Genomic DNA, 20,571 nt, shown 5'->3' on the forward strand with positions numbered 1-20,571 from the left:
TTCTCCTCGCCGGTGATCAGTCCGTCGACCGCGGAGAACTGGCCGGTGACCCCGATCGAGGCCCGTACCGCCTGGGGGGCGGCGGCCAGGTCGTGACCCGCCACCTGGACCTGTCCGCCCTCGGCGGTGATGAGGGTCGAGAGGATCTTGACGACGGTGGTCTTGCCGGCACCGTTCGGGCCGAGGAGCGCGAACACGGACCCGGCCGGAATGCGCAGGTCGATGCCGTCGAGGACGGCCTTGTCACCGTAGGACTTGCGCAGACCGATGGCGGAGACGGCGGCCGGGGACGGGTGGGCCGCCGTTTTGGACGTGGGCATGACATGAGTTGGCATGAGGGTCCTCGCGGTCGAACGAAGGAAGGAGGTGAGGGGGGTGGGGGGTGGGGAGGGCGGCCGGAGCCGGCCCTCCCGCGCGGTCAGGCCGCGGCGCGGCGGATGTCGATGTTGCCGTGCCGGGTGCGTGCGCGGACCTTGACGGTGCTGTCGGAATCGGCCGGCGCCTCGGAAGCGGCGAGCGTGTTGCGTACCTGGCCCGAGCCCGAACTCGCGTCGAGCCAGGCGGCCGAGCCCTCCCGGATGCCGATCTCGATGGCCCCGTAGTTCGTCTCCAGCTGGAGCGTGCCGCGGACCACATCGCCCACGCGCAAGGTGCCGTAGGCGGTGGTGGCGGTGACGGAGTCCTCCGCGCGGTGGATCTCGATGTCGCCGTGGGCGCCGCTCACCCGCAGTTCGCCGGTCGCGGCCCGGACGGTGGTGGTGCCGTGCGAGTTCTTCAGTACGCCCGGCCCGTCGACGACCCCGACGCGCAGGCTCCCGGAGCTGGTGGTGATCTCGGCCTTGCCCTCGATCCGGTCCACGGTGATCGAGCCGTGGGAGGCGGTCAGATGGAGGGGGCCGGTCGTGTCGAGGCGGACGTCGCCGGACGAGGTCTTCACGCGGACCTCGCCGAGGCGCCCCTCGCCGAGTACCTGGGTCCACGCGCCGGTCAGGTCGATGCGCGAGCCCGACGGCAGTTCGACGGTGACGTCGACGACGCCGGTACGGCCGAACAGGCCGGACTTGGGCGTCCTGATGCTCAGTGTGCCGTTCGCGTACGTCGCCTCGGTCTGGCCGGCCGCCCGCACGTCCATGTCCCGCTTCGGGTCGCGGGGGCGCACCGAGACGACGGTGTCGGGGCGGTCGTCCGCGGTGAACTGGATGGAGCCGGCCTCCACGCGTGCGGTGACCGAGATCGCTTCGGGGGTGTCGAAAGAAGGCATGGCTGTCCCGTCCTCCGGGGTCTTGAGGTCGTCCCTGCTGGTGGGACGAGGTCATGGATGAGGGATGTGCTGGGCTGGTGCCGGCCGCGGGAGGCTTCAGGCCGGGACGGTCTTCAGCGGACCCAGCCGGTGAAGCTCTGCCCGAGTGCCTGTGCCTTCTCCGTCGTGCGCGGCCGGCTGCCGTCGACGGCAGCCGACACGGCCCGTACGAGCCAAGCGTTGACCGACAGGCCCTCGCGGCTCGCGGCCTCCTCGGCGCGCGTCTTGAGGTGGGCCGGCAGGCGCAGGTTGACGCGGGCGGTGCCGCCCTCGTCGCCGTCGGCAGGCGTCAGGGAGGGGGGCGGTTCGACGGGGGCGGCGGGCGCCGCAGGGGAGTCGGTGGGCGGTCGTGTCACCACGAAGTCGGGGTCGAGTCCCCGCAGCCGTACGTCGACCGAGCCCGGGGCGAGCTCGCGGGTGACCTCGTCCATCGCGGCGGAGAGCACGTTGAGCAGGGTCAGCCGGGTCGCCGACTCCAGGGGGGCGGTGAGTCGCTCCGCCAGCTCGCGGGCTTCGTCGCCGCCGGCATCGGCGGCCACCGCGAGTTCGCGGCGGAGGGTGTCGACATACGGGGTGAGATCCATGACGCCATAATGGCACCACTTTGGCGCCATCTGCAAGTGGGTGTGAGCCAGTGCGCGGCTGCCCCTCTGACGGCACCGCTCTGACCTGCGGGAATGAAAGAGTGCCGCGTGGCGCGCGCGTGGTGCCGTGCAGGGTGGCGTGCCGCCAGATGGTGCCAGGTGGTGCCAGGTCGCGCCACGTGGTGTCGGGCGGGGCCTCAGGCCGGGTACGCGTGGGTCTGCGCGGCCTTGACCGCGGCCCAGACCGTGGCGCCCGGGTGCAGGTCGAGTTCGGCGGCGGCGACCGTGGTGAGGTCGGCGGCCAGCGGGAGCTCGCCCGCGAGGTCCACGCGGATCTGGTCGCCGTGCGTCTCCAGCCCGTCGACCTCGCACCGCCAGAGGTTGCGGGCGCTGGAGCCGGTGGGACGCTCCCGGTGCAGGGTGACCGCGTTCGGGGGGAACGCCACGAACGCCGGTCCGGTGAGCTCCTCGGTGGTGGTGATCGCCGGACCGGCGTCGAGCCGGACGGTGTGGCCCTCGGCCTGCCCCCGGTAGAGGTTGAGCCCGACGAGTTGCGCGATGTAGTCGGTACGCGGGCGGCGGGCGATGTCCGACGGCGCACCCTCCTGGACGACCCGGCCGTGCTCGATCACGACCAGCCGGTCGGCGAGGACCATCGCGTCCAGCGGGTCATGCGTGACCAGTACCGCGACCGCCTCGAACTCGGCCAAATGGCGCCGGAGCTGGGACCGTACGTCGAGGCGGGTGCGCGCGTCGAGCGCGGCCAGCGGCTCGTCGAGCAGCAGCAGCCGGGGGTGGGTGGCCAGGGCGCGGGCGAGTGCGACGCGCTGCGCCTGGCCGCCGGAGAGCCGGCGCGGCTTCGCCCCGGCCCGGTCGGTCAGTCCCATGCGGTCCAGCAACGCGGCAGCCTGGGCCCGCGCCTCGGACTTGCGCACGCCCCGGCAGCGGGGTCCGAAGGCCACGTTGTCCAGGGCCGACAGATGGGGGAAGAGCAGATAGTCCTGGAAGACGACTCCGACCGGACGGGACTCCGGCGGTGTGCCGGTCAACGCGGCCCCGTCCAGCCGTAGACGGCCCTCGGAGAGCGGGGTCAGGCCCGCGAGCGCGCGCAGCGCCGTGGTCTTCCCGGCGCCGTTCGGCCCCAGCAGGGCGACGACCTCGCCGGGCCGGGCGCTCAGCTCCACGTCCAGGCGGAAGGCGCCCCGGTCCACGACGAGCCGGGCGTCGAGCCCCTCGGCCGATGCCGGGGAGTCCGGAACTTCGGAGGCGGAGGCGGACGTAGCCGTCATGACGCCGTCATCCAGCGGTCGCGCAGCCCCGCCAGCACCGCGATCGACACCGTCAGCAGTACCAGGCTCAACGCGATGGCGGCCTCCGGGTCGTCCTGCAGGGCGAGGTAGACGGCCAGCGGCATGGTCTGCGTCCGGCCCGGGAAGTTGCCCGCGAAGGTGATCGTCGCCCCGAACTCGCCCAGCGCGCGGGCCCAGGCCAGTACGGCACCCGCCGCGATGCCCGGGGCGATCAGTGGCAGGGTGACCCGCCGGAACGCCGTGAAGCGGGAGGCGCCCAGGGTGGCGGCCGCCTCCTCGTACCGCGGGTCGGCGGCCCGCAGCGTGCCCTCCACGCTGATGACGAGGAACGGCATGGCCACGAACGCCTCGGCCACGATCACCCCCGCCGTGGTGAACGGCAGGGTGATGCCGAACCAGGAGTCCAGCCACTGCCCCACCACACCGTTGCGGCCGAGCGCCAGCAGCAGCGCCACACCGCCCACCACCGGCGGCAGCACCAACGGCAGTGTCACCAGGGCCCGTACGAAGCCGCGCCCGGGGAAGTCGGTGCGCGCCAGCACCCAGGCGAGCGGCACGCCCAGCACCAGACTCACCGCGGTGGCGGCGGTGGCCGAGATCAGCGACAACTGGAGCGCCTGCCAGACCTCCGTACTGGACAACTGCTCCGGCATGCTCCGCCAGGGGGCCCGTACGAGCAGGGCGACCATCGGCAGCAGCAGGAACACCAGGCCCAGCAGGGCGGGCAGCAGCAGCGGCAGCGGAACCCGGCCGCGCCGGCCCGTACCGCCGACACGCCCCTTCCCACCGCTCCGGCCCGTGCTGTCGCTCCGCACGCGGCGAAGCCGTGACCGGCCCACCGAAGGGCCCGTCACGGCGTCGGACGCGGAGTGCCGATTCACGGCTTGATGAACCCCGCCCCGGTCAGCACCTGCTGGCCCTCGGCGGACCGCACCAGCTCGATGAACGCCTTCGCCGCCTCGGCGTTGGGGGCGTTCTTCAGCAGCGTGATCGGGTAGTCGTTGACGGCGTCGGCGGACTCGGGGAACTCCACACCCTCCACCTTGTCACCCGCGGCCTTCACATCGGTCTTGTAGACCACGGCCGCGTCGGCCTCCTTGAGCTCCACCTTGGTGAGCGCGCTCTTCACGTCCTGCTCGTAACTGACAGGGGTGAGCCTGAGCCCGGCGGCGTCCAGGGCCTTCTGCACGGCGGCACCACAGGGCACCGTCTTGTCGCAGAGCACGACCTTCAGACTCGAGTCCGTGAGGTCCTTGAGGGTGGCGACCTTGTCCGGATTGCCGGGCAGGGTGGCGATCTCCAGCTGGTTGCGCACGAAGGTGGCGGGCGTGCCCACCGCGTCCTTCGCGTCGGTGACGATCGCCATCGTCTTGGTGCTGGCGGCGGCGAAGACGTCGGCCGGGGCGCCTTGGGTGATCCCGGCGGCCAGGCTGTCGCTGCCCCCGAAGTTGAAGGTGACCTTCGTCCCCGGATGGGCCTTCTCGAACGTGGCACCCAGGGTCGTGAAGCTCTCCTTGAGCGACGCGGCGGCGAACACGGTCACCGTGCCGGAGAGCTTCGGAGTGACGTCGGCCGACGCGGAAGCCGAGGCGGTGGCGGTGCCGGACGAGGAGTCGTCGGAGGAGGAGCAGGCGCTCAGCGCCAGCAGCGCGGCGACTCCCACGCCCGTCCACTGCAGGGTCCTACGGGTCCGGCGTGCGGAACGGGTGATCACGGGGTCTGCTCCCTCTGGTCGGCACAGATGCACGGACCGATCATACCGGCGCAGATGCAAGGGGGAAGATAACAATTACCTGGCAATAGCCGTGATACTGATGCTTCGCATGGGGCATATGCGGTTCGGTAGCGTTACCGCGGCGGCCCGTTTTCGGACATGCGTCAGCCCCGGAACCACGTGGTCCCGGGGCTGGGGTGCGGGGGTGACCCGGATCAGACGCGGTCGATGTGCACGTTGGTCGACTTGACGCGGGCGGTGGCCTCCATGCCGACCTCCAGGCCCAGTTCCTCCACCGCCTCGCGCGTCAGCAGGGAGACCAGCCGGTGCGGCCCGGCCTGGATCTCGACCTGTGCGGCGACATCACCGAGCTTCACCGCCGTGACGATGCCCGCGAAGGCGTTGCGGACGGACGTGTACGGAACCTCGTCCTCGCTCCCGCCCGCGCTCCCGGCGACCTCGACGGAGAAGGCCGCCAGATCCCCGCCGTCGATGAGCCGGCGCCCACTCTTGTCGCGGTGCGTGGCCACCCGGCCCGCGTCGGCCCACCGTCGTGCGGTGTCCGGGCTCACGCCCAGGAGACGGGCCGCCTGGCCGATCGTGTAGGACTGCATGGGCGTCACCGTAGGTTCCCGGTCCTCGCGGACGCAAGCGCGGACGGCGCGCGCGGATACCGTCCGCCGTCGCAGGTCGGGCGCACTGTGCCGGTACCGGGCGGCCGGTCCTGCGTCCGGAACTACGGCACGCGGGCGGTCCACTCGTCACCGCTGTACTTGGTGGCGGCCAGCTCCTCCGCGCGCGCGAGCTCGTCGGCCGTGACGCGGCCGTCGGTGAGCCCGTAACGGTTGCGGAAGGAGTCGACCATCCGCTCGATGACCGTCTCTCGCGGCAGCCCGGTCTGGCGCCGGAGCGGATCGACTCGCTTCTTGGCCGACTTCGTACCCTTGTCGGACATCTTCTCCTTGCCGATGCGGAGCACTTCGAGCATCTTGTCCGCGTCGATGTCGTAGCTCATGGTCACGTGGTGCAGCACCGCCCCGGGACCGCCCTTCGGCCCGGTCACCCGCTTCTGGGCGGCACCCGCGATCTTCCCGACCTCGGTCGCGATGTCGTTGAGCGGCTGATACCAGGCCTTGATGCCCATGTCGCCGAGAGCCGCCAGGACCCAGTCGTCGAGATAGGCGTACGAGTCCGCGAACGAGAGCCCCGAGACGAGCGAGGCCGGCACCGACAGGGAGTACGTGATGGTGTTCCCCGCCTCCACGAACATGGCCCCGCCCCCGGAGATCCGGCGCACCACCCGTACACCGTGGCGGGCTGCGCCCTCCGGGTCGACCTCGTTCCGCAGCGACTGGAAGCTGCCGATGATCACCGCCGGGGCGCCCCACTCCCAGACGCGGAGCGTCGGGGCACGGCGCCCGGCGGCCACCTCCTCGGTGAGTACCTCGTCGAGCGCCATGTGGAGTTCGGGGGACTGGGGACCCTCGTGGATGAACTGCCAGTCGTAGTCGGTCCAGTCCGTGGCGTGGGCGAGCGCGCGCCGCACCGCCACCGCGATGCCCTCGGTGGTGATCCCGTACATCACCGTGCCCTCGGGCAGAGCCGCCTCCACGCGCGCGGCCAGCCCGGCGGCATCGGTGTCGGCGGGTGCTCCCTCCAGCGCCGCGTCGACGGCCGTGATGGCCTCGTCGGGTTCCAGGAAGAAGTCCCCGGCGACCCGTACGCCGCGCAGGGCACCCCCTTCCACCTCCAGGTCCACGACGACCAGCTTGCCGCCGGGCACCTTGTACTCACCATGCACGGCCGTGCTCCCCTCAGCGCGCGATGTGGCCCGTGAGCCTGTTGCTCCGAAGTCTTCAGAAAGCGCGCACATGCTCCGTATCGCACTTTAATGCTCGCTCGTGTCCGGCGGGCTCGCCGCTTCGTCCGAACGCCGTCGTGGGGCCGGCACGGGCAGGCCACCGCTCCCCGCCCGGAGTTCCGTTGCGCGGCCGTCGTCGGCATCCGCGACGGAGCCCCGCCTGCCCGCTCCGTGGCCGGCGACACGGACCGCGACGGCCGACGGCCCACAACCTCCGCCGGAGCGGTAGGGCGCGGGCCGTCGGCCGTCGCAGGTCACGGCCGTCCGTCGTACGAGGCCGGTGGCGGGCCCGGGGGTCAGTGACCCAGGACGATGCGGTGGATCAGGTCCTTGCCGTCCGTGCCCGAGCCGGACTTGTCCACGACGTACGCGACACCGTCCGCGACCGTGACGTGGTTCGGGTTGGCGCCCGTGGCGAGGGTCTCGACGACGGCGCCCTTCTTCGGGTCGACGACCGTCACGTCGGCGTCGGTGCGGTTGACGACGAGCACGCGGCCCGACTTCTTGTCGGTGGCGACGGCCAGCGGGCCGTTGCCGGTGGTGACGGTCGACGTGACGGCGCCCTTCTTCAGGTCGATGACCGAGAGGGTGCCGGCGGTCTGGTTCGCGGTGTACGCGGTCTTGCCGTTGGCGGAGAGGGCGACCGAGATCGCGCCGTCGCCCGCCGGGATGAAGCGCGGCGCCTTGTGCGGGGCGACCTCGATGACGCGGTCGTTGTTCATGTCGGCGGTGTAGACCGCGCCGGTCCTCTCGTTCAGCGTGAGGCCGGTCGGGCTCGAACCCTCGATGGTGACCCGGCCCTTCTCCTTGAGGGTCTTGGAGTCGAACGCGACCAGGCTCGCACCGGCGAAGCTGCTCGCCCACACCGTGTCGTGCTTCTCGTCCACCACGATGTCACGGCCGTGCGCCACGTCCGGCAGGGTGGCGAGGTGTGCGCCGGTCTTCTGGCTGTAGACCGAGACCGTGTTGTTGCGGGTGTTGGTCGTCCACACGGTGTTGTGCTCGTCGTCCACCGCGACACCGTAGACGGCCTCGACCGCGCCGGTCGCCGCGTCCGTGACCGGCGGCACGATGGTCTTCTCGACCTTCAGGGTGCGCGGGTCCACCTTCAGCAGGCTGGAGTTGGTGACCGGCGGGCGGCCCACGGCGGTGGTCGTCCACAGCACGTGGTTCCGCTCGGAGTACGAGGACTGGTACAGGCCCGTGGCCAGCGAGGCGGAGGTGACGGTGGAGGCGGATCCGCCCTTGTGGGTCGTGGCGCCGGCAGTCGCCGTGCCGGCCAGAGCCAGCGAACCGCCGACGGCGAGGACGACGGCGGTGCTGAGGGAGCGGCGGGTAACAGACGTCATGCTGCGTCAATCTCCTTGACTGGTGCGCCTCTTGTGGCGCGGTGTTACTTATGAGGTTAGCTTAGCCTTACCTAAGTTCTGCGCCTTTCCGGGTGGTGTGCATCACAGTTCCTGGTGGTGGTGAACCTGCGGTCCGTCAAATGCGCCGCGAGGCGTCGCGCACGGTCAGGTGCGCAACGCCTCGCGATGGTGCCGAAGTTGGCCAGGACGGCTGTCCCGTGCCCTTGCTTCTTTGGAGAGGTGACCGAACGTCAGATGGCTGCGGGCTGCTCCTGCTGCGGCTTGCGCCGGCGCAGGATGAAGGTCGTTGCGCCCGCCGCTCCTGCGGCACCGCCGACGGCCGCGGCTCCGGCTGCCCAGGCGATCGTCGCGTACGAGACCCCGGTACCGACGTTCCGCACCGAGGCGGCGTTGACCGTCGCGTCGGTGGTGGTCGCCGCCGTTTCCGAGGAGGAGGGGGAGGCCGAGGCGGCATCGGCGGCCAGTACGGTGAAGTCGACCTTGAGTGTCGTGGCGGGGTTCGGAGCGAGGAAGCGCAGCCAGTGCGCGCCGGGCGTCACCTCGGCCGGGATCTCCACGTCTCCCTCGAACGATCCCTCGGCATCGACGTCCCACTGGCCGAGGATGGCGTCGTCGTCGAGCTTGATGGTGACGACCTGTGAGGCGGGGAACTTCACGACCTTGAAGTGCAGTTTCCCGCCCGGCCGGACCTCGCTGGCGGTGATCTCCGCCTTTGCCCCGCTCGCGTTGGCGGCGCTCGCGGGCGCTCCCGTGGCGGCGGGAATCGCCGCGGCCGACCCGCCCGCGGCGGTGGTGCCGGTGGCCGCCGTCGCGCTCGCACCACCCGTACCGCTGCCGGCGGCCGAGGGGTCCGCGCCGGAGGTGACGGTGAAGCCGGCCTTCGTGCTGGTGGACGGGTTGGGGGCGAGGAAGCGCAGCCAGTGCGCACCCTTGGTCGCGGTCGCGGGGACGGTGACCGTACCCGAGAACGTGCCGTCCGCCGCGATGCCGCCGGGCCACTGCCCGATGATCTCGGCGTCGTCGAACTTCACGGTGATCTGCTGGCCCGCGGGGTAACCCGTCAGCCGGAAGGACACCTTGCCGCCGGCGGCGACGCTCGAACCGGCGGTGATGGTGGCGGAGGTACCGGAGGCGGCGGTGCCGCCGGTGGACGAGCCGCCGGAACTGCTGCCGGTGCCGGTACCGTCCGTGCCGCTACCGCCCGTGCTCGTACCGCCGGTTGATCCGCCCGAGGAGCTGCCGCCCGCGCCGCTGCCGCCGCTGCTGGAACCGCCGCTGCTCGCACCGCCCGTGGAGGACGAGGAGGTGACGGTGAAGTCGGCCTTCAGGCTGGTGGAGGGCTCCGGGGCGAGGATGCGCAGCCAGTGCGCGCCCTTGGCCGCGGTCGCGGGGACGGTGACCGTACCCGAGAACGTGCCGTCCGCCTTCACGGCGGCGGTCCACTGCTTCAGGATCGCCTGGTCGTCGAGCTTGACCGTGACGTCCTGGCCCTGGACGAAGCCGGACAGCGAGAAGGACACGGTGCCGCCCGCGGCGACCTTCGTGGTGCCGAGCCGGATCTTCGGTGTGGCCGGCTCGGGCGTGGTGGTGGCCGCGGTGACGGTGAGTCCGGCGCTCTTGACGCTGGTCCGGGGGGCGAGGAGGCGGAGCCAGTGGCTGGTGCCGGGAGCCGTGTCGGTGGGGATGGTGACGGTGCCGGAGACGCTGCCGTCGGGGCCGCTGGTGAACTGGGCGAGGAGCGCGGCGTCGTCGAGCTTGACGCTGACCTTGCTGTCCGCCGGGAAACCGGTCGCGGTGAACGAGACGCTGCCGCCCGCCTTCACGGACGTGGTGCCGAGAGCGACCGACGGTGTCGTGGTGACGGTGAGTCCGGCGCTCCTGACGCTGGTCCGGGGGGCGAGGAGGCGGAGCCAGTGGCTGGTGCCGGGAGCCGTGTCGGTGGGGATGGTGACGGTGCCGGAGACGCTGCCGTCGGGGCCGCTGGTGAACTGGGCGAGGAGCGCGGCGTCGTCGAGCTTGACGCTGACCTTGCTGTCCGCCGGGAAACCCGTCGCGGTGAACGACACCTCTCCGCCCGGCTTCACCGAGGTCGATCCGAGGGTGACGGCGGGAGTCGACGCCTCGTCAGCCGCCGATGCCGCCGTTCCGGTCGCCGCCGAGTCGCTCGCCGAGGCGAGCGGCATCGACAGCACGCCGAGGCCCAGGGTCGCCCCTGCGGTGAGCGCGGCCACCCGCGCGACCCGGCCACGGGGACCGCGCAGCGGCGGTACGGAGGTACGGACAGGTCTGTCTGCGCTCATGGCGTGCTCCTGGCAGGCAAGAAGAAGGCAAGGAAAAGTGCATGGGAGGGATGCGGCGTCCACTGGCCTGTACGGCAGGATGTCGCCAACATTTAGTTAGGTTAGCCTAACCAATCTTGGAAAATTCACGGAGGCCCGCGCGGGTGGGGGAGGGTCCGCGCGAGGTAAGGTAAGCCTTACTTGTTGCCGTTCTTCGGAGTTCGCCCGCATGTTCGCGTCCGCACCGCCCGAGGGGGCTCCCCTCCATCCGCCCAGGACGGCCCGCCCCGACGCGGTTCCGTTCCTCGCGGCGCCCGGCGTCCAACTGCCCGGGCCGGAAGGGGTCGAGGAGTTCTGGCAGCGGGTGCGCGAGCGGGGGACGCCGCTGGTCGCCCCCGATCCGCAGGGCAGCCCCGATCAGGCGGCGGTCACCTTCCTCTGGCGTGGCACGGAAGCGACCCGGGCGGTCCAGGTCATGCCCAACAAACTCGGCGACCCGCGCAATCCCGGGGACAACATGATGGAGCGCCACCCCGGCACGGACATCTGGCACTGGACGCTCCGGCTGCGCCGCGACTGGCGCGGTACGTACGACTTCCACGTGGACGAGGGCGACGGCCCCGAGGCCGGAGAGCCCGGCTACTGGCAGTGGCTGCGGACCCGGAGCCGCCCGGACCCGTTCAACTCCCGCCGCCTGCCTCGCCGCTGGGGAGGTGAAGCGGTGTCCTGGGCGGAGATCCGGAAGTCCCGGTCCGCCTCGGACTGGGAACCCCGCCCCGGTACGCCCCGGGGCACGGTGACCGGGCACAGCGTCCCCAGCGAGCACCTGCGGGAGGAACGCCGGGTCTGGCTGTACGAACCGCCCGCTCCGGCCGGCGGTACCACCGGACCGGCCGGACTCCCCGTGCTGGTGATGCTGGACGGCGAGCACTGGCAGCCGGAGCTGGGACTGGCGACCCTCCTCGACAACCTCGTCGCGGACGGCCGGATCCCGCCGACGGCCGCGATCCTGGTGGACTCCGTCGACTCCGGCTCACGTTGGCGGGACCTCGCCTGCCGGCCCGCCCACGCGTCCTTCCTGGCGGAGGAGCTGATCCCGTGGGCCGCGCGGAGGCTGCCGCTCACGGACGATCCGGCGCGCACCGTGATCGCCGGGCAGAGCCTGGGCGGTCTGTCGGCGACGTACACGGCGCTGACGGCCCCGCACCGCTTCGGCAACGCCCTGGTCCAGTCGGCCTCCTACTGGTGGCCGAACGGGCCGGACCCGGAGTGGCTCACCGGCCGGATCGCCGCCGCCCCGCGCCGCCCGGTGCGGTTCCGGCTCTCCTTCGGTGAGCAGGAGTGGGTCGCGCTGCCCGCCGCCCGGCGGCTGCGTGACGTCCTCGAAGAAGCCGGATACGACCACCACTACCGCGAGTTCAACGGCGGCCACGACTACCTGTGGTGGCGTACGGAAATGGCGGACGGGCTGACCGCACTGCTGGGCCCCGGAGCCTGACCCGTACGGCAGGCCCGGCCGCGCCGGGGCCCGGAGTCCGTACCGCCTACCCCGCCCCGCCAGGGCCCGGAAGGGCGTACCGCCTACCCCGCCACTCTCACCGCGCACGCCGCGACGAATCCGGCCGGTACCTCGACGTCGGTCAGAGCCCAGCCGGCCGGAGGCGCGGCCGGGGACGGCCCCGTACCCAGATAGGCGCCGCCCAGCGCCTCGCCGGTGAGCCCCTCGCCGGTGCCCTTGAGGTAAGCCTCCTTGCGGGTCCAGCACCGGGCGAAGGCGACAGGCCGCTCCGCCGCCGTGATGCCCGCCAACTCCGCCTGCTCGGACGGGTGCAGGGACCTCGCCACGTCCGCGGCCGTCTGCGCCGAGGGTGGCCGCTCGACGTCCACCCCGACCGGCCGGGCGGCCAGCGCCACCACCGCCAGGCCGTCCGTGTGCGACAGCGAGAAGTGCACCCGCTCACCGGCGGGCCCCGCGACAGCGGGCCTGCCGTGGAGAGCGCCGCACCCCGGACACGCCAGCCGGACCAGCGCCACCCGCGCGGGCGGGAGCTCCAGAACTCCGCCCAGCAGCACGCGCAACGCCGTGTGCGAGGCCGTGTACATCGCCCGGTCCTCCGGGCGCCGGAACGCCGCGGCCCGGCGCCGCTCCTCCTCGTCGAGAACGACAGGAAGGTTCGGGGCCGAAGGGGCCGGGCCCCAGGGGCGCACCGACCACAGCAGCGGGCCCCCGCCGTCCAGCGCGGACGGCCCCGGAGGCCGGTCTCCCGGCGTCCAGGGCCGCGCCGTTGCCGGCGTACTCACCACCGGGCGGACGCGCGTGCGGGGGCGGACGGGCAGGTCGGGGCGGTCATCCGTCGAGCTCCTTCAGCCGGGCCGCGAGGACGGTCGCGACGGTGTCGAGGTTATCGCCCTGGAGGAGCCGCGCGTGGGTGCAGTCGAGATCGTGGTTGACGATCTCGCCCGTCACATGGGCACGCCAGGCCTCCCGGGTGAGCCAGTCCTCGGCCCTCGGCGCGGCGGCCGTGAAGAACAGCACGTCGCCCCGGAAGGTGCCGTGCCGGTGCTCGCGCATCAGCCGCGCGTGGTGCGGCACGATGTCGACGATCCTGGACAGGGTACGGCCGCTGAGCCCGGCGAGCGGGCTGCCCGCCCTGCGCAGGGTGGCCAGGACGTCGTCCCGGGTCCGTTCGTCCGTGCGCTCGAAGCCGGCCATCCGCAGCACCGCCGTGAGCGCGTCGCCCTCCTCGGGGGCCGGGCGCGCGCGCCACATCTCGGACGGGAACGCGTCGAGCAGCGCGAGGAGTTCGACCTCCTCGCCCGCCTCCTGGAGCAGTACCGCCACGGCCTGCGCGAGGACACCGCCCACCGACCAGCCCACCAGCCGGTACGGCCCGTGGGGCTGGACGGCACGCAGCCGCCCGGCGTAGTCCAGGGCCTGGTCCCGCAGCGTCGCCGCCGGCGGCTCGTCGTCGGTCAGCCCGCGCACCTGGACGGCGTACAGCGGCTGTCCGGCGCCGAGGCGGGCCGAGAGGCCCGCGTAGCACCAGGCGATACCGCCCGCCGGGTGGAACGCGAAGACCGGGGGACGGCCGCTGCCACCGCGCAGCGGCAACAGGACGTCCAGCGCGTCGTCGGCTCCCGCGCCGGGGCCCACGAGGCGTGCCGCCAGGGCGGCCGGGGTCGGCGTCTCGAAGAGCGAGCCGATCGTCAGCTCCGTCGCGCACTCCTCCCGTACCCGCGCCACCAGTTTCATCGCGAGCAGCGAGGTGCCGCCGAGATCGAAGAACGCGTCGTCGGGGCCGGCCCCCTCGACGCCGAGGACGTCGGCGAAGAGCCGGGTCAGCTTCTCCTCCAGCGCCCCGGACGGGCGCCGGTCCCCCTTGCCGCCGGTGAACACCGGTGCCGGCAGCGCGCGTCGGTCCAGCTTGCCGGCCGGGCTCAGCGGGAACGCCGCGAGGACGACCACCGCCGCCGGGACCATGTGGTCCGGCAGCACGCGCGTCAGCGCGGCCCGCACCTCGGCAGGGTCCGCCCGCCCCTGGACGTAACCGACGAGGCGCTGTTCGCCGTCGTCCTCGCGGACGAGAGCGCAGGCACCCTCCACCCCGGGCTGCGCCGACAGGGCCGCCTCGATCTCACCGAGTTCGATGCGCTGGCCCCGCAACTTCACCTGGTGGTCGGTGCGCCCGAGGTACTCGACCTCGCCGTTCGCGGTCCACCGCGCCAGGTCACCGGTCCGGTACATGCGGCTGCCGGCCGGGCCGAAGGGGTCGGCCACGAAACGGGCCGCCGTCAGCTCGGGGCGGTCCAGATAACCTTCGGCCAACTGCCGCCCGGCGAGGAAGAGTTCTCCGGGAACCCCGGGCGGGCAGAGCTGGAGCGCCGCGTCCAGCACGTACAGCCGGGTGTTCCACACCGGACGCCCGATGGGCACCGGTCCACCGCCCTGGGCCGCACAGGTGTGGTGGGTGACGTCGACGGCCGCCTCGGTCGGGCCGTACAGATTGTGCAGCCCGGCGCCCGGCAGGGTACGCGCGAAGAGGTTCGCGGTCTCGCGGGCCAGCGCCTCGCCGCTGCAGAACACCCGGGTGACGCCGGTGCACCGCGCGGCCTCCGGCTCGGCGAGGAAGACCTGGAGCATCGACGGCACGAAGTGCAGGGTGGTGACGGCCTGTTCGCGGACGAGACGGGCCAGGTACGTCGGATCGCGGTGCCCGCCGGGCTCCGCGACGACGAGGGTCGCGCCCTCGCGCAGCGGCCAGAAGAACTCCCAGACCGACACGTCGAACGAGGACGGGGTCTTCTGCAGCACCCGGTCCCCGGCGGCCAGCCGGTAGGTGTCCTGCATCCACCGCAGCCGGTTGTCGATCGCCCCGTGCGGGACGACGACCCCCTTGGGGCGTCCGGTGGAGCCCGAGGTGTAGATGACGTACGCCGGGTGGGCGGGGGTGAGGGGGCGGCACAGGTCGGTCGGCAGCCGGTCCGAGACGTCGAGACCCGCCAGCACGACGAGGGGGGTGGCGCCGCCGTCCGGCAGCCTGCCCGCCCGGTCGGTCACCGCGCAGACGGGTGCCGCGTCCCGCAGCATGTCCAGCAGGCGCTGTTCCGGATAGTCCGGGTCGAGCGGGAGATAGGCCGCGCCCGTCTTCAGGATCGCCAGCAACGTCACGATCAGCTCGACCGACCGGGGGACCGAGAGGGCCACCACCGTGTACGGGCGCGCGCCGAGGGCCCTCAGATGCCGGGCCAGCCGGTTGGCGCGGGCGTTCAGCTCCGCGTACGTGAGTGCCTCCTCGCCGTACACCAGGGCCGTCGCGGCGGGCGTCCTGCGGGCCTGCGCCTCGATGGGGCCGATCAGGTTCGTCGCCGGGAGCTCACGCTCCGTACGGTTGAACTCCCCGAGGATCAGCGAGGCTTCGCCCGGAGTGGCGATGGTGTGCGCGGCGAGCGGCAGACGCGGGTCCGCCTCGGCGAGCCGGGCGACGAGACCGGTGAACCGGTCCTGGTGGGCCGCGAGCCCGTCCTCCGTGTAGAGGGCCGGGTTGGCGTCGTAGTCGACGAGCAGCCCCCGGCCGTCGGCCCGGTCGTAGATGTTGACCGTGAGGTCCTCGACCTGGCCGGCCGAAAGGTTGCGGGCCCGCACGGGCGATCCCGCGAAGCGCACGTCGTAGTCGAAGGGCATGACGTTCACCAGCGGGCCGACCAGAGCGCGGCTCTCGCCGAGCAGACCGAGGTCGCGGCGGATGTCCTCGTAGCGGTAGCGCTGATGGCGGCGCACCGTACGGATGCCCAGGACGACCTGGCGCACCAGCTGCGCGAAGTCCGCCTCGGGGGAGACCTCCAGGCGCAGCGGCAGGACGTTCATCACCATGCCCGGCACCCGCAGGGCGACCGAACCCATCCGGCCCATCATGGGCAGCCCGAGCACGACGTCCGAGCGGCCGGTCGCCCGGGAGGCGTAGACGGCCTGGGCGGCGATCAGCACCTCCGGCCAGGTCGCCCGCAACCGGGATGCCAACTCCCTCACGTGTTCCGTCGTCTCCGCCGGGAGCGAGGCCGTGCGGCGCAGCGAGGTCCGGGAGGGCAGCGCGCCCCGCCCCGCGAGCTGGGGCGCCTCGGGGCGGTCGGCGAACGCCTCGCTCCAGTGCGCCCGGTCGGCCGGAAGGGCTTCGGAGGCGTGGTACTCGGCGTCCTGTGCGACGAGTTCGGCCAGCGGCCGGAACGGCGTCGCGGCGGGCGCCTCGCCGGCGGCCAGCGCGCTGTAGACCTCGGCGGTACGGCGTACGAGCAGGGAGTAGCCGAAACCGTCCATGGCGAGGTGGTGGATGCGCTGGTACCACAGCCACCTCTCCTCGCCCACGCGGAAGAGCGCGTGCCCGAACACCGGGCCCCGGGCCAGGTCGCAGGGGCGGGCGAGATCATCCCTCATCCACACCCCGGCGGCCTCGTCCGGGTCCCGATCCGCCCGCAAGTCCGCTATGTGAAGCGGGAGTTCCACGACACCGCGCACGCGCTGCCGCGGTCCCTCGGGGGAGTCCTCCACCCGGATGCGCAGTGCGTCGGCCTCGGAGACCACCTGCGCCAGTGCGGCGGCGAAGTGCTCCGGGTCGACGGGGCCGTCTATCTCGACGCACTCCGCGGTGTTGAGCGCCGGGCTCAGCGGGTCGAGAGCCTGGGCGTACCACATGCCCGACTGGGCGGCGGTCAGCGGTAGTACGGTGTCCGGGACTTCCGCGGCCGACGCCTCGGTGTCCGGGGCGCCGAGGCTCGTCGCCGGGGCGCTCACGAGGCCACCAGCAGCGGCAACCACGCTTCCACGGCGGGCTGTTCGGCCAGATCCGCGAAGGCGGCTTCCACATCGTGCTCGCGGCGCCAGCGCTCCAGCAGCGCCATGATGCGCACCGAGTCCAGCCCGTAGTCGACGAGGTTCTCGTCGACCGGTATGTCCTCGGGGTCTTCGCCGAGGGAGTCGGCGATGTCGGCGCGGATCAGCTCAAGGGTGAGGGACATCGGGTCAGACCTCCTGGAAGAGAGCGTCGGCGGTGGTCACCACGGCGCAACGGCCGGCCGCGTACCGCAGCGCCATGTCGTGGTCCTTGCGGGAGAAGTCGGCGACCGCGTCGGCGACGACGAACGCCTGGATGTCGCGCTGCCACGCGTCCGCAGCGCTCATCAGCACGCCGATGTGCGCGTACACGCCGACGACGATCAGCTGGTCGCGGCCCTGCTCCCGCATGAACGCGTCCAGTTCGGTGCGGACGAACGCGCTGTACTTCCACTTGGTGATGACACGCTCGCCCCCCACGGGTGCCACCCGCTCCGGCCCGGAGAGGGCTGCCGGGTCGTCCGCCACCCCGGGTCCCCAGAAGTCGAGTTGGAGGCCGCGCTCCTCGGGGGTCTGGCCGCCGCGCTGCGCCGAGTGCACCACCGGGACACCCAGGCCGCGGCACTTCCCGAGCACCCGGGCCGTGTTGTCCAGCATGCCGGTCACCGGCTGTTCGCCGGCCGGGAACGCCTTCAGGAAGTGGTTCTGGAGGTCGTGGACGAGCAGCACCGCACGGGACGGATCGGCCTTCCACGCCACCCGGTTGGCGGGCAACTCCTCCGCCATGGGCAGCGGATACGGGGCGATGGCGGGCAGTGCCATGGAATCGGGCCTCTCCTCGTGGTGCCGAGCCGGTGCGGCGGACCGCAGGCTCTTCTTGCTGATCTTGCCGATCCCCGTCTGCGGGAACGCGTCGACGAACTCGACCAGATCGGGGACCTTGTACGCGGCGATGCCGCGCTCGCGGACGAACCGCTTGATCTCGACGGACTTCAGCGGACCGGCGGCCTCGCGGAGGATGACGTAGGCCAGGGAGCGTTCGCCGAGGTACGGGTCGGGGACCGCGACGACCGAGACGTCATGGACGGCGGGATGGGCGAGGACGATGTTCTCGACCTCCTCGGGGGCGATCTTCTCGCCGCCCCGGTTGATCTGGTCCTTCGCCCGGCCCTCGACCACGAGGTGGCCGGTGGGGGTGCGGCGCACGATGTCGCCGGTCCGGTAGAAGCCGTCCTCGGTGAAGGCCCGCGCGTTGTGGCCGGGGGCGCGCCAGTAGCCCCGGATCGTGTACGGCCCCCGGGTGAGCAGGTGGCCGAACTCGCCCTCGGGGACGTCCTGGTCGGCGTCGTCCACGACGCGGACCTCGTCGTCGGCCGAGATCGGGCGGCCCTGCGTGGTGACGATCGTCTCCTCGTCGTCGTCCAGCCGCGTGTAGTTGACCAGCCCCTCGGCCATGCCGAAGACCTGCATCAGCCGGCAGCCCAGTGCCGGGCCGAGGCGCCGGGCGGCCTCCTCGCTGTACTTGGCGCCGCCGACCAGGACCAGTTCCAGGCTCGACAGGTCCTCCTTCGCCGCCGGGGCCGCGTCCGTCCAGACCAGCGCGAGCGGGGGCACCATGCCGGTCATGGTGATCCGCTCCCGCTCCACCAGCGGGAAGGCCGTCGCCGGGTCGGGCCGGGGGCTCAGTACGACGGTGCCGCCCGCGTACAGCACGCCCTGCCAACCGGGCGAGCTCATGGGGAAGTTGTGCGCGGCCGGCAGGACCACGAGGAACCTGGTGTCCTCGTCGACTCCGCAGATTTCGTTGGACCCCCACAGCGAGTAGATGTAGTCGTCGTGAGTGCGGGGGATCAGCTTGGAGACGCCGGTGGTCCCGCCGGAGAGCTGGAGAAAGGCCAGTTCGTGCGGGCGGGGGCCCTCGATCGGACCGGTCGGCTCGACCGGCACGTCGGCTAGCGCGGTGTGCTCGCCCGGATCGCCCACCACGAAGACCTCGCGCAGGGTGGGCGTCAGCTTCTTGACGCGGGAGGCGAGGTCACGGTGGTCGTAGCCGGCGTGGCGGTCGGGTACGACGTACGCCACGGCCTCGGAGAACGCGCAGAAGTGCTCGATCTCGGTCTCCCGGTGCGCCGGCAGGGCGTACACGGGGAGCGCGCCGATCCGGAAGAGCGCGAAGACGACCTCGATGAACTCGCCGATGTTCGGGAGCTGGAGCACGACCCGGTCGCCCTTGGCGATCCCCCGGGCGGCGAACCCCGCGGCCAGCCGGTCTGCGCTCTCGTCGAGTTCGCGGTACGTCCAGGTGCGGCGGACCGGCGCCGGGTCGACCAGCGCCGTCCGGTCGGGGTGCGCGGCGGCGCGTTCGCGCAGGAAGTCGCCGAAGGTCTCGCCGCGCCAGTACCCGGCGGCGCGGTAGCGCGCGGCGAACTCCGCGGGCCAGGTCGGCGCGTCCGGGCTCCCGGGGGCGAGCGGGTCGTGCTCGGGCGCGAGCGCGTCAGGGGTCCCCGGGGTGAGCGGATCGGGCTCGGTGGCGGTCACAGCTGGGCTCCCACGGCGTTCAGGAAGGTACGGAACTTCGCCCCGGTCTCGGCGGTCTCCGCCTCGGGCGAGGAGCCGGCCACCACACCGGCCCCGGCGAACAGGCGCAGCGAGCGGCCCTCGGCCTCGGCACAGCGGATGGTGACGACCCACTCGCCGTCGCCGTCCGCGTCCTGCCACCCGACCATGCCGGTGTACGCGCCCCGGTCGAACGGTTCGGACTCGGCGATGACGGCGCGGGCGGCCGGGGTGGGCGTCCCGCACACGGCCGGGGTCGGGTGCAGGGCGGCGGCGAGCCGCAGCGCGGTGGTGTCCGGGTCGGCGAGGTCGCCGGTGAGCGTCGTCGACAGGTGCCACATGGTGGCGGTCCGTACGAGGGTGGGGCGCTCGGGCACGTCGAGGCGGGTGCAGAACGGGGCGAGGGCCTCGCGCACGGCGGCCACCACCACCGCGTGTTCGTGCAGGTCCTTGGGGGATTCCAGCAGCGCGGCGGCCCGGCGGACGTCCTCGGCCAGGTCCGGGCTGCGCGGCGCGGAACCGGCCAGCGGGTTGGCGACGAGCCGCCCCTCCTGCCGGGCGACCAGGAGCTCGGGACTCGCCCCGATCAGGGTGCGGCCGGGGCCGGTGGGCACCGCGAAGGTATAGCCGCCGGGGTCGCGGCGGGCGAGCCGGCTCAGCATCGCGGGCAGGTCCGGCTCGGCGGGGGCGGTCAGCTCCAGGGTGCGGGCCAGCACCACCTTGGCGAACTCCCCGGCGCGCATGCGGCGTACGGCGGAGGCGACTGCCCCGGCGTACTCGGCGGCGGCCGGGACCTCGCGGACCTGCCACGCGCCGCCGTCCTCGGCGGCGGGAGCGGGCAGCGCCACCAGCGGGTCCTGGCGCAGCGCGGGCGCCCACTCGACGGACTCGGGGACCACCAGCGCGGCGGGGGCGTCCGCGTCGAAGGGGAGGGAGCCGACGACGACGGGTGCGGGGTTCCCGCCCTGCCGCTGGGCATGCAGGACGCCGCGTACGCGCTCCTCCACCGGGTCCGTGCCGTGAGGCACTTCGGCGCGCACCCCGCGGCCGAGCAGGGTGCGCGTCGGCGAGGCCACGAAGCGGTCGGTGCCGGGGCGGTAGGCGTCGAGCAGTGCGGTCGCCGCACCGGGGACGACGGAGCCGGGGTGGGTGAGGCCGGCGGCGGAGGGGGATTCGTGCACGGAGGTGGACATGGGTGTCTCCTGCGGTGGAGGGCTCCCGCCGGGTCGGCGGCGGGGCGGTGAGACAGGGGGACGGAGCGCGCTTACCAGG

General features: G+C 72.8%; 16 protein-coding genes and 1 pseudogene. 1 reads left to right on the top strand and 16 read right to left on the bottom strand.

Features of this window, described 5'->3' with window-relative positions; genetic code table 11:
• From ACWCSV_RS30590 to ACWCSV_RS30635, 10 genes are all read right to left on the bottom strand, one after another.
• Positions 1 to 320, bottom strand: a 320-nt coding sequence (locus tag ACWCSV_RS30590; protein WP_451147762.1) for an ATP-binding cassette domain-containing protein, incomplete at its 3' end; no start/stop codon positions are given.
• 98 nt (positions 321 to 418) lie between these two features.
• Entirely contained in the window at positions 419 to 1,261 is an 843-nt protein-coding gene (locus ACWCSV_RS30595) for a DUF4097 family beta strand repeat-containing protein (protein ID WP_451147764.1), read from the bottom strand.
• A 113-nt stretch (positions 1,262 to 1,374) separates the two neighbouring features.
• Positions 1,375 to 1,884: a hypothetical protein gene (locus ACWCSV_RS30600; RefSeq protein ID WP_451147766.1), complete on the bottom strand. Its 510-nt coding sequence runs from the start codon at positions 1,882 to 1,884 to the stop codon at positions 1,375 to 1,377.
• 197 nt (positions 1,885 to 2,081) lie between these two features.
• The gene (locus ACWCSV_RS30605) at positions 2,082 to 3,173 is read right to left on the bottom strand and encodes an ABC transporter ATP-binding protein (RefSeq protein WP_451147768.1); all 1,092 of its coding nucleotides are present in this window, start codon (positions 3,171 to 3,173) and stop codon (positions 2,082 to 2,084) included.
• On the bottom strand, positions 3,170 to 4,009 hold the full coding sequence (gene modB / locus ACWCSV_RS30610; protein WP_451147770.1) for a molybdate ABC transporter permease subunit: 840 nt from the start codon (positions 4,007 to 4,009) through the stop codon (positions 3,170 to 3,172). The genes ACWCSV_RS30605 and modB overlap by 4 nt, the downstream gene beginning before the upstream one ends.
• 62 nt (positions 4,010 to 4,071) lie before the next feature.
• Positions 4,072 to 4,905 carry a molybdate ABC transporter substrate-binding protein gene (gene modA, locus ACWCSV_RS30615; protein WP_451147838.1) on the bottom strand — a complete coding sequence of 278 codons (834 nt, stop codon included), beginning with the start codon at positions 4,903 to 4,905 and terminating at the stop codon, positions 4,072 to 4,074.
• 218 nt (positions 4,906 to 5,123) lie between these two features.
• Positions 5,124 to 5,522, bottom strand: a complete 399-nt coding sequence (locus ACWCSV_RS30620) for a TOBE domain-containing protein (protein WP_451147772.1) — start codon at positions 5,520 to 5,522, stop codon at positions 5,124 to 5,126.
• A gap of 122 nt (positions 5,523 to 5,644) precedes the next feature.
• Positions 5,645 to 6,709 (bottom strand): lipoate--protein ligase family protein, encoded by a 1,065-nt coding sequence (locus ACWCSV_RS30625; protein ID WP_451147774.1) that lies wholly within the window; start codon positions 6,707 to 6,709, stop codon positions 5,645 to 5,647.
• A 356-nt stretch (positions 6,710 to 7,065) separates the two neighbouring features.
• On the bottom strand, positions 7,066 to 8,118 hold the full coding sequence (locus tag ACWCSV_RS30630; RefSeq protein WP_451147776.1) for a YncE family protein: 1,053 nt from the start codon (positions 8,116 to 8,118) through the stop codon (positions 7,066 to 7,068).
• 251 nt (positions 8,119 to 8,369) lie between these two features.
• Positions 8,370 to 10,439: a hypothetical protein gene (locus tag ACWCSV_RS30635; RefSeq protein WP_451147778.1), complete on the bottom strand. Its 2,070-nt coding sequence runs from the start codon at positions 10,437 to 10,439 to the stop codon at positions 8,370 to 8,372.
• Positions 10,440 to 10,647: 208 nt separating this feature from the next.
• Here ACWCSV_RS30635 and fes point away from each other — a divergent pair, with 208 nt between their 5' ends.
• A complete protein-coding gene (gene fes / locus ACWCSV_RS30640; protein ID WP_451147780.1) occupies positions 10,648 to 11,916 on the top strand; it encodes an enterochelin esterase in 1,269 nt (422 codons plus the stop codon).
• Positions 11,917 to 11,999: 83 nt separating this feature from the next.
• Here the strand turns inward: fes and ACWCSV_RS30645 are convergent, their stop codons facing one another.
• The 6 genes and pseudogenes from ACWCSV_RS30645 to ACWCSV_RS30670 form a co-directional block, all read right to left on the bottom strand.
• Entirely contained in the window at positions 12,000 to 12,521 is a 522-nt protein-coding gene (locus tag ACWCSV_RS30645) for a 4'-phosphopantetheinyl transferase family protein (protein WP_451147782.1), read from the bottom strand.
• 244 nt (positions 12,522 to 12,765) lie between these two features.
• Positions 12,766 to 16,704 (bottom strand): amino acid adenylation domain-containing protein, encoded by a 3,939-nt coding sequence (locus ACWCSV_RS30650; RefSeq protein WP_451147784.1) that lies wholly within the window; start codon positions 16,702 to 16,704, stop codon positions 12,766 to 12,768.
• Complete coding sequence (locus ACWCSV_RS30655; RefSeq protein WP_451147786.1) at positions 16,701 to 16,928, bottom strand: phosphopantetheine-binding protein; 228 nt, start codon at positions 16,926 to 16,928, stop codon at positions 16,701 to 16,703. Before ACWCSV_RS30655 ends, ACWCSV_RS30650 begins: the two co-directional genes overlap by 4 nt.
• A 4-nt stretch (positions 16,929 to 16,932) precedes the next feature.
• Complete coding sequence (locus ACWCSV_RS30660; protein ID WP_451147840.1) at positions 16,933 to 17,565, bottom strand: isochorismatase family protein; 633 nt, start codon at positions 17,563 to 17,565, stop codon at positions 16,933 to 16,935.
• 24 nt (positions 17,566 to 17,589) lie between these two features.
• Positions 17,590 to 19,281, bottom strand: a pseudogene (locus ACWCSV_RS30665) ((2,3-dihydroxybenzoyl)adenylate synthase); the annotation flags it as partial.
• A complete protein-coding gene (locus ACWCSV_RS30670; RefSeq protein WP_451147788.1) occupies positions 19,278 to 20,492 on the bottom strand; it encodes an isochorismate synthase in 1,215 nt (404 codons plus the stop codon). The pseudogene ACWCSV_RS30665 and the gene ACWCSV_RS30670, both read right to left, overlap by 4 nt.
• Positions 20,493 to 20,571 lie beyond the last annotated feature (79 nt).

It is taken from the genome of Streptomyces sp. NPDC001770 (assembly GCF_053596135.1).

What these genes read in the sequence shown, in the direction of transcription:
- ACWCSV_RS30605 (WP_451147768.1), bottom strand. Translation starts at nt 3,173, where the DNA reads ATGACGGCTACGTCCGCCTCCGCCTCCGAAGTTCCGGACTCCCCGGCA.
- ACWCSV_RS30630 (WP_451147776.1), bottom strand. Translation starts at nt 8,118, where the DNA reads ATGACGTCTGTTACCCGCCGCTCCCTCAGCACCGCCGTCGTCCTCGCC.
- fes (WP_451147780.1), top strand. Translation starts at nt 10,648, where the DNA reads ATGTTCGCGTCCGCACCGCCCGAGGGGGCTCCCCTCCATCCGCCCAGG.
- ACWCSV_RS30620 (WP_451147772.1), bottom strand. Translation starts at nt 5,522, where the DNA reads ATGCAGTCCTACACGATCGGCCAGGCGGCCCGTCTCCTGGGCGTGAGC.
- ACWCSV_RS30635 (WP_451147778.1), bottom strand. Translation starts at nt 10,439, where the DNA reads ATGAGCGCAGACAGACCTGTCCGTACCTCCGTACCGCCGCTGCGCGGT.
- ACWCSV_RS30670 (WP_451147788.1), bottom strand. Translation starts at nt 20,492, where the DNA reads ATGTCCACCTCCGTGCACGAATCCCCCTCCGCCGCCGGCCTCACCCAC.
- ACWCSV_RS30655 (WP_451147786.1), bottom strand. Translation starts at nt 16,928, where the DNA reads ATGTCCCTCACCCTTGAGCTGATCCGCGCCGACATCGCCGACTCCCTC.
- ACWCSV_RS30660 (WP_451147840.1), bottom strand. Translation starts at nt 17,565, where the DNA reads ATGGCACTGCCCGCCATCGCCCCGTATCCGCTGCCCATGGCGGAGGAG.
- ACWCSV_RS30645 (WP_451147782.1), bottom strand. Translation starts at nt 12,521, where the DNA reads ATGTACACGGCCTCGCACACGGCGTTGCGCGTGCTGCTGGGCGGAGTT.
- ACWCSV_RS30595 (WP_451147764.1), bottom strand. Translation starts at nt 1,261, where the DNA reads ATGCCTTCTTTCGACACCCCCGAAGCGATCTCGGTCACCGCACGCGTG.
- ACWCSV_RS30600 (WP_451147766.1), bottom strand. Translation starts at nt 1,884, where the DNA reads ATGGATCTCACCCCGTATGTCGACACCCTCCGCCGCGAACTCGCGGTG.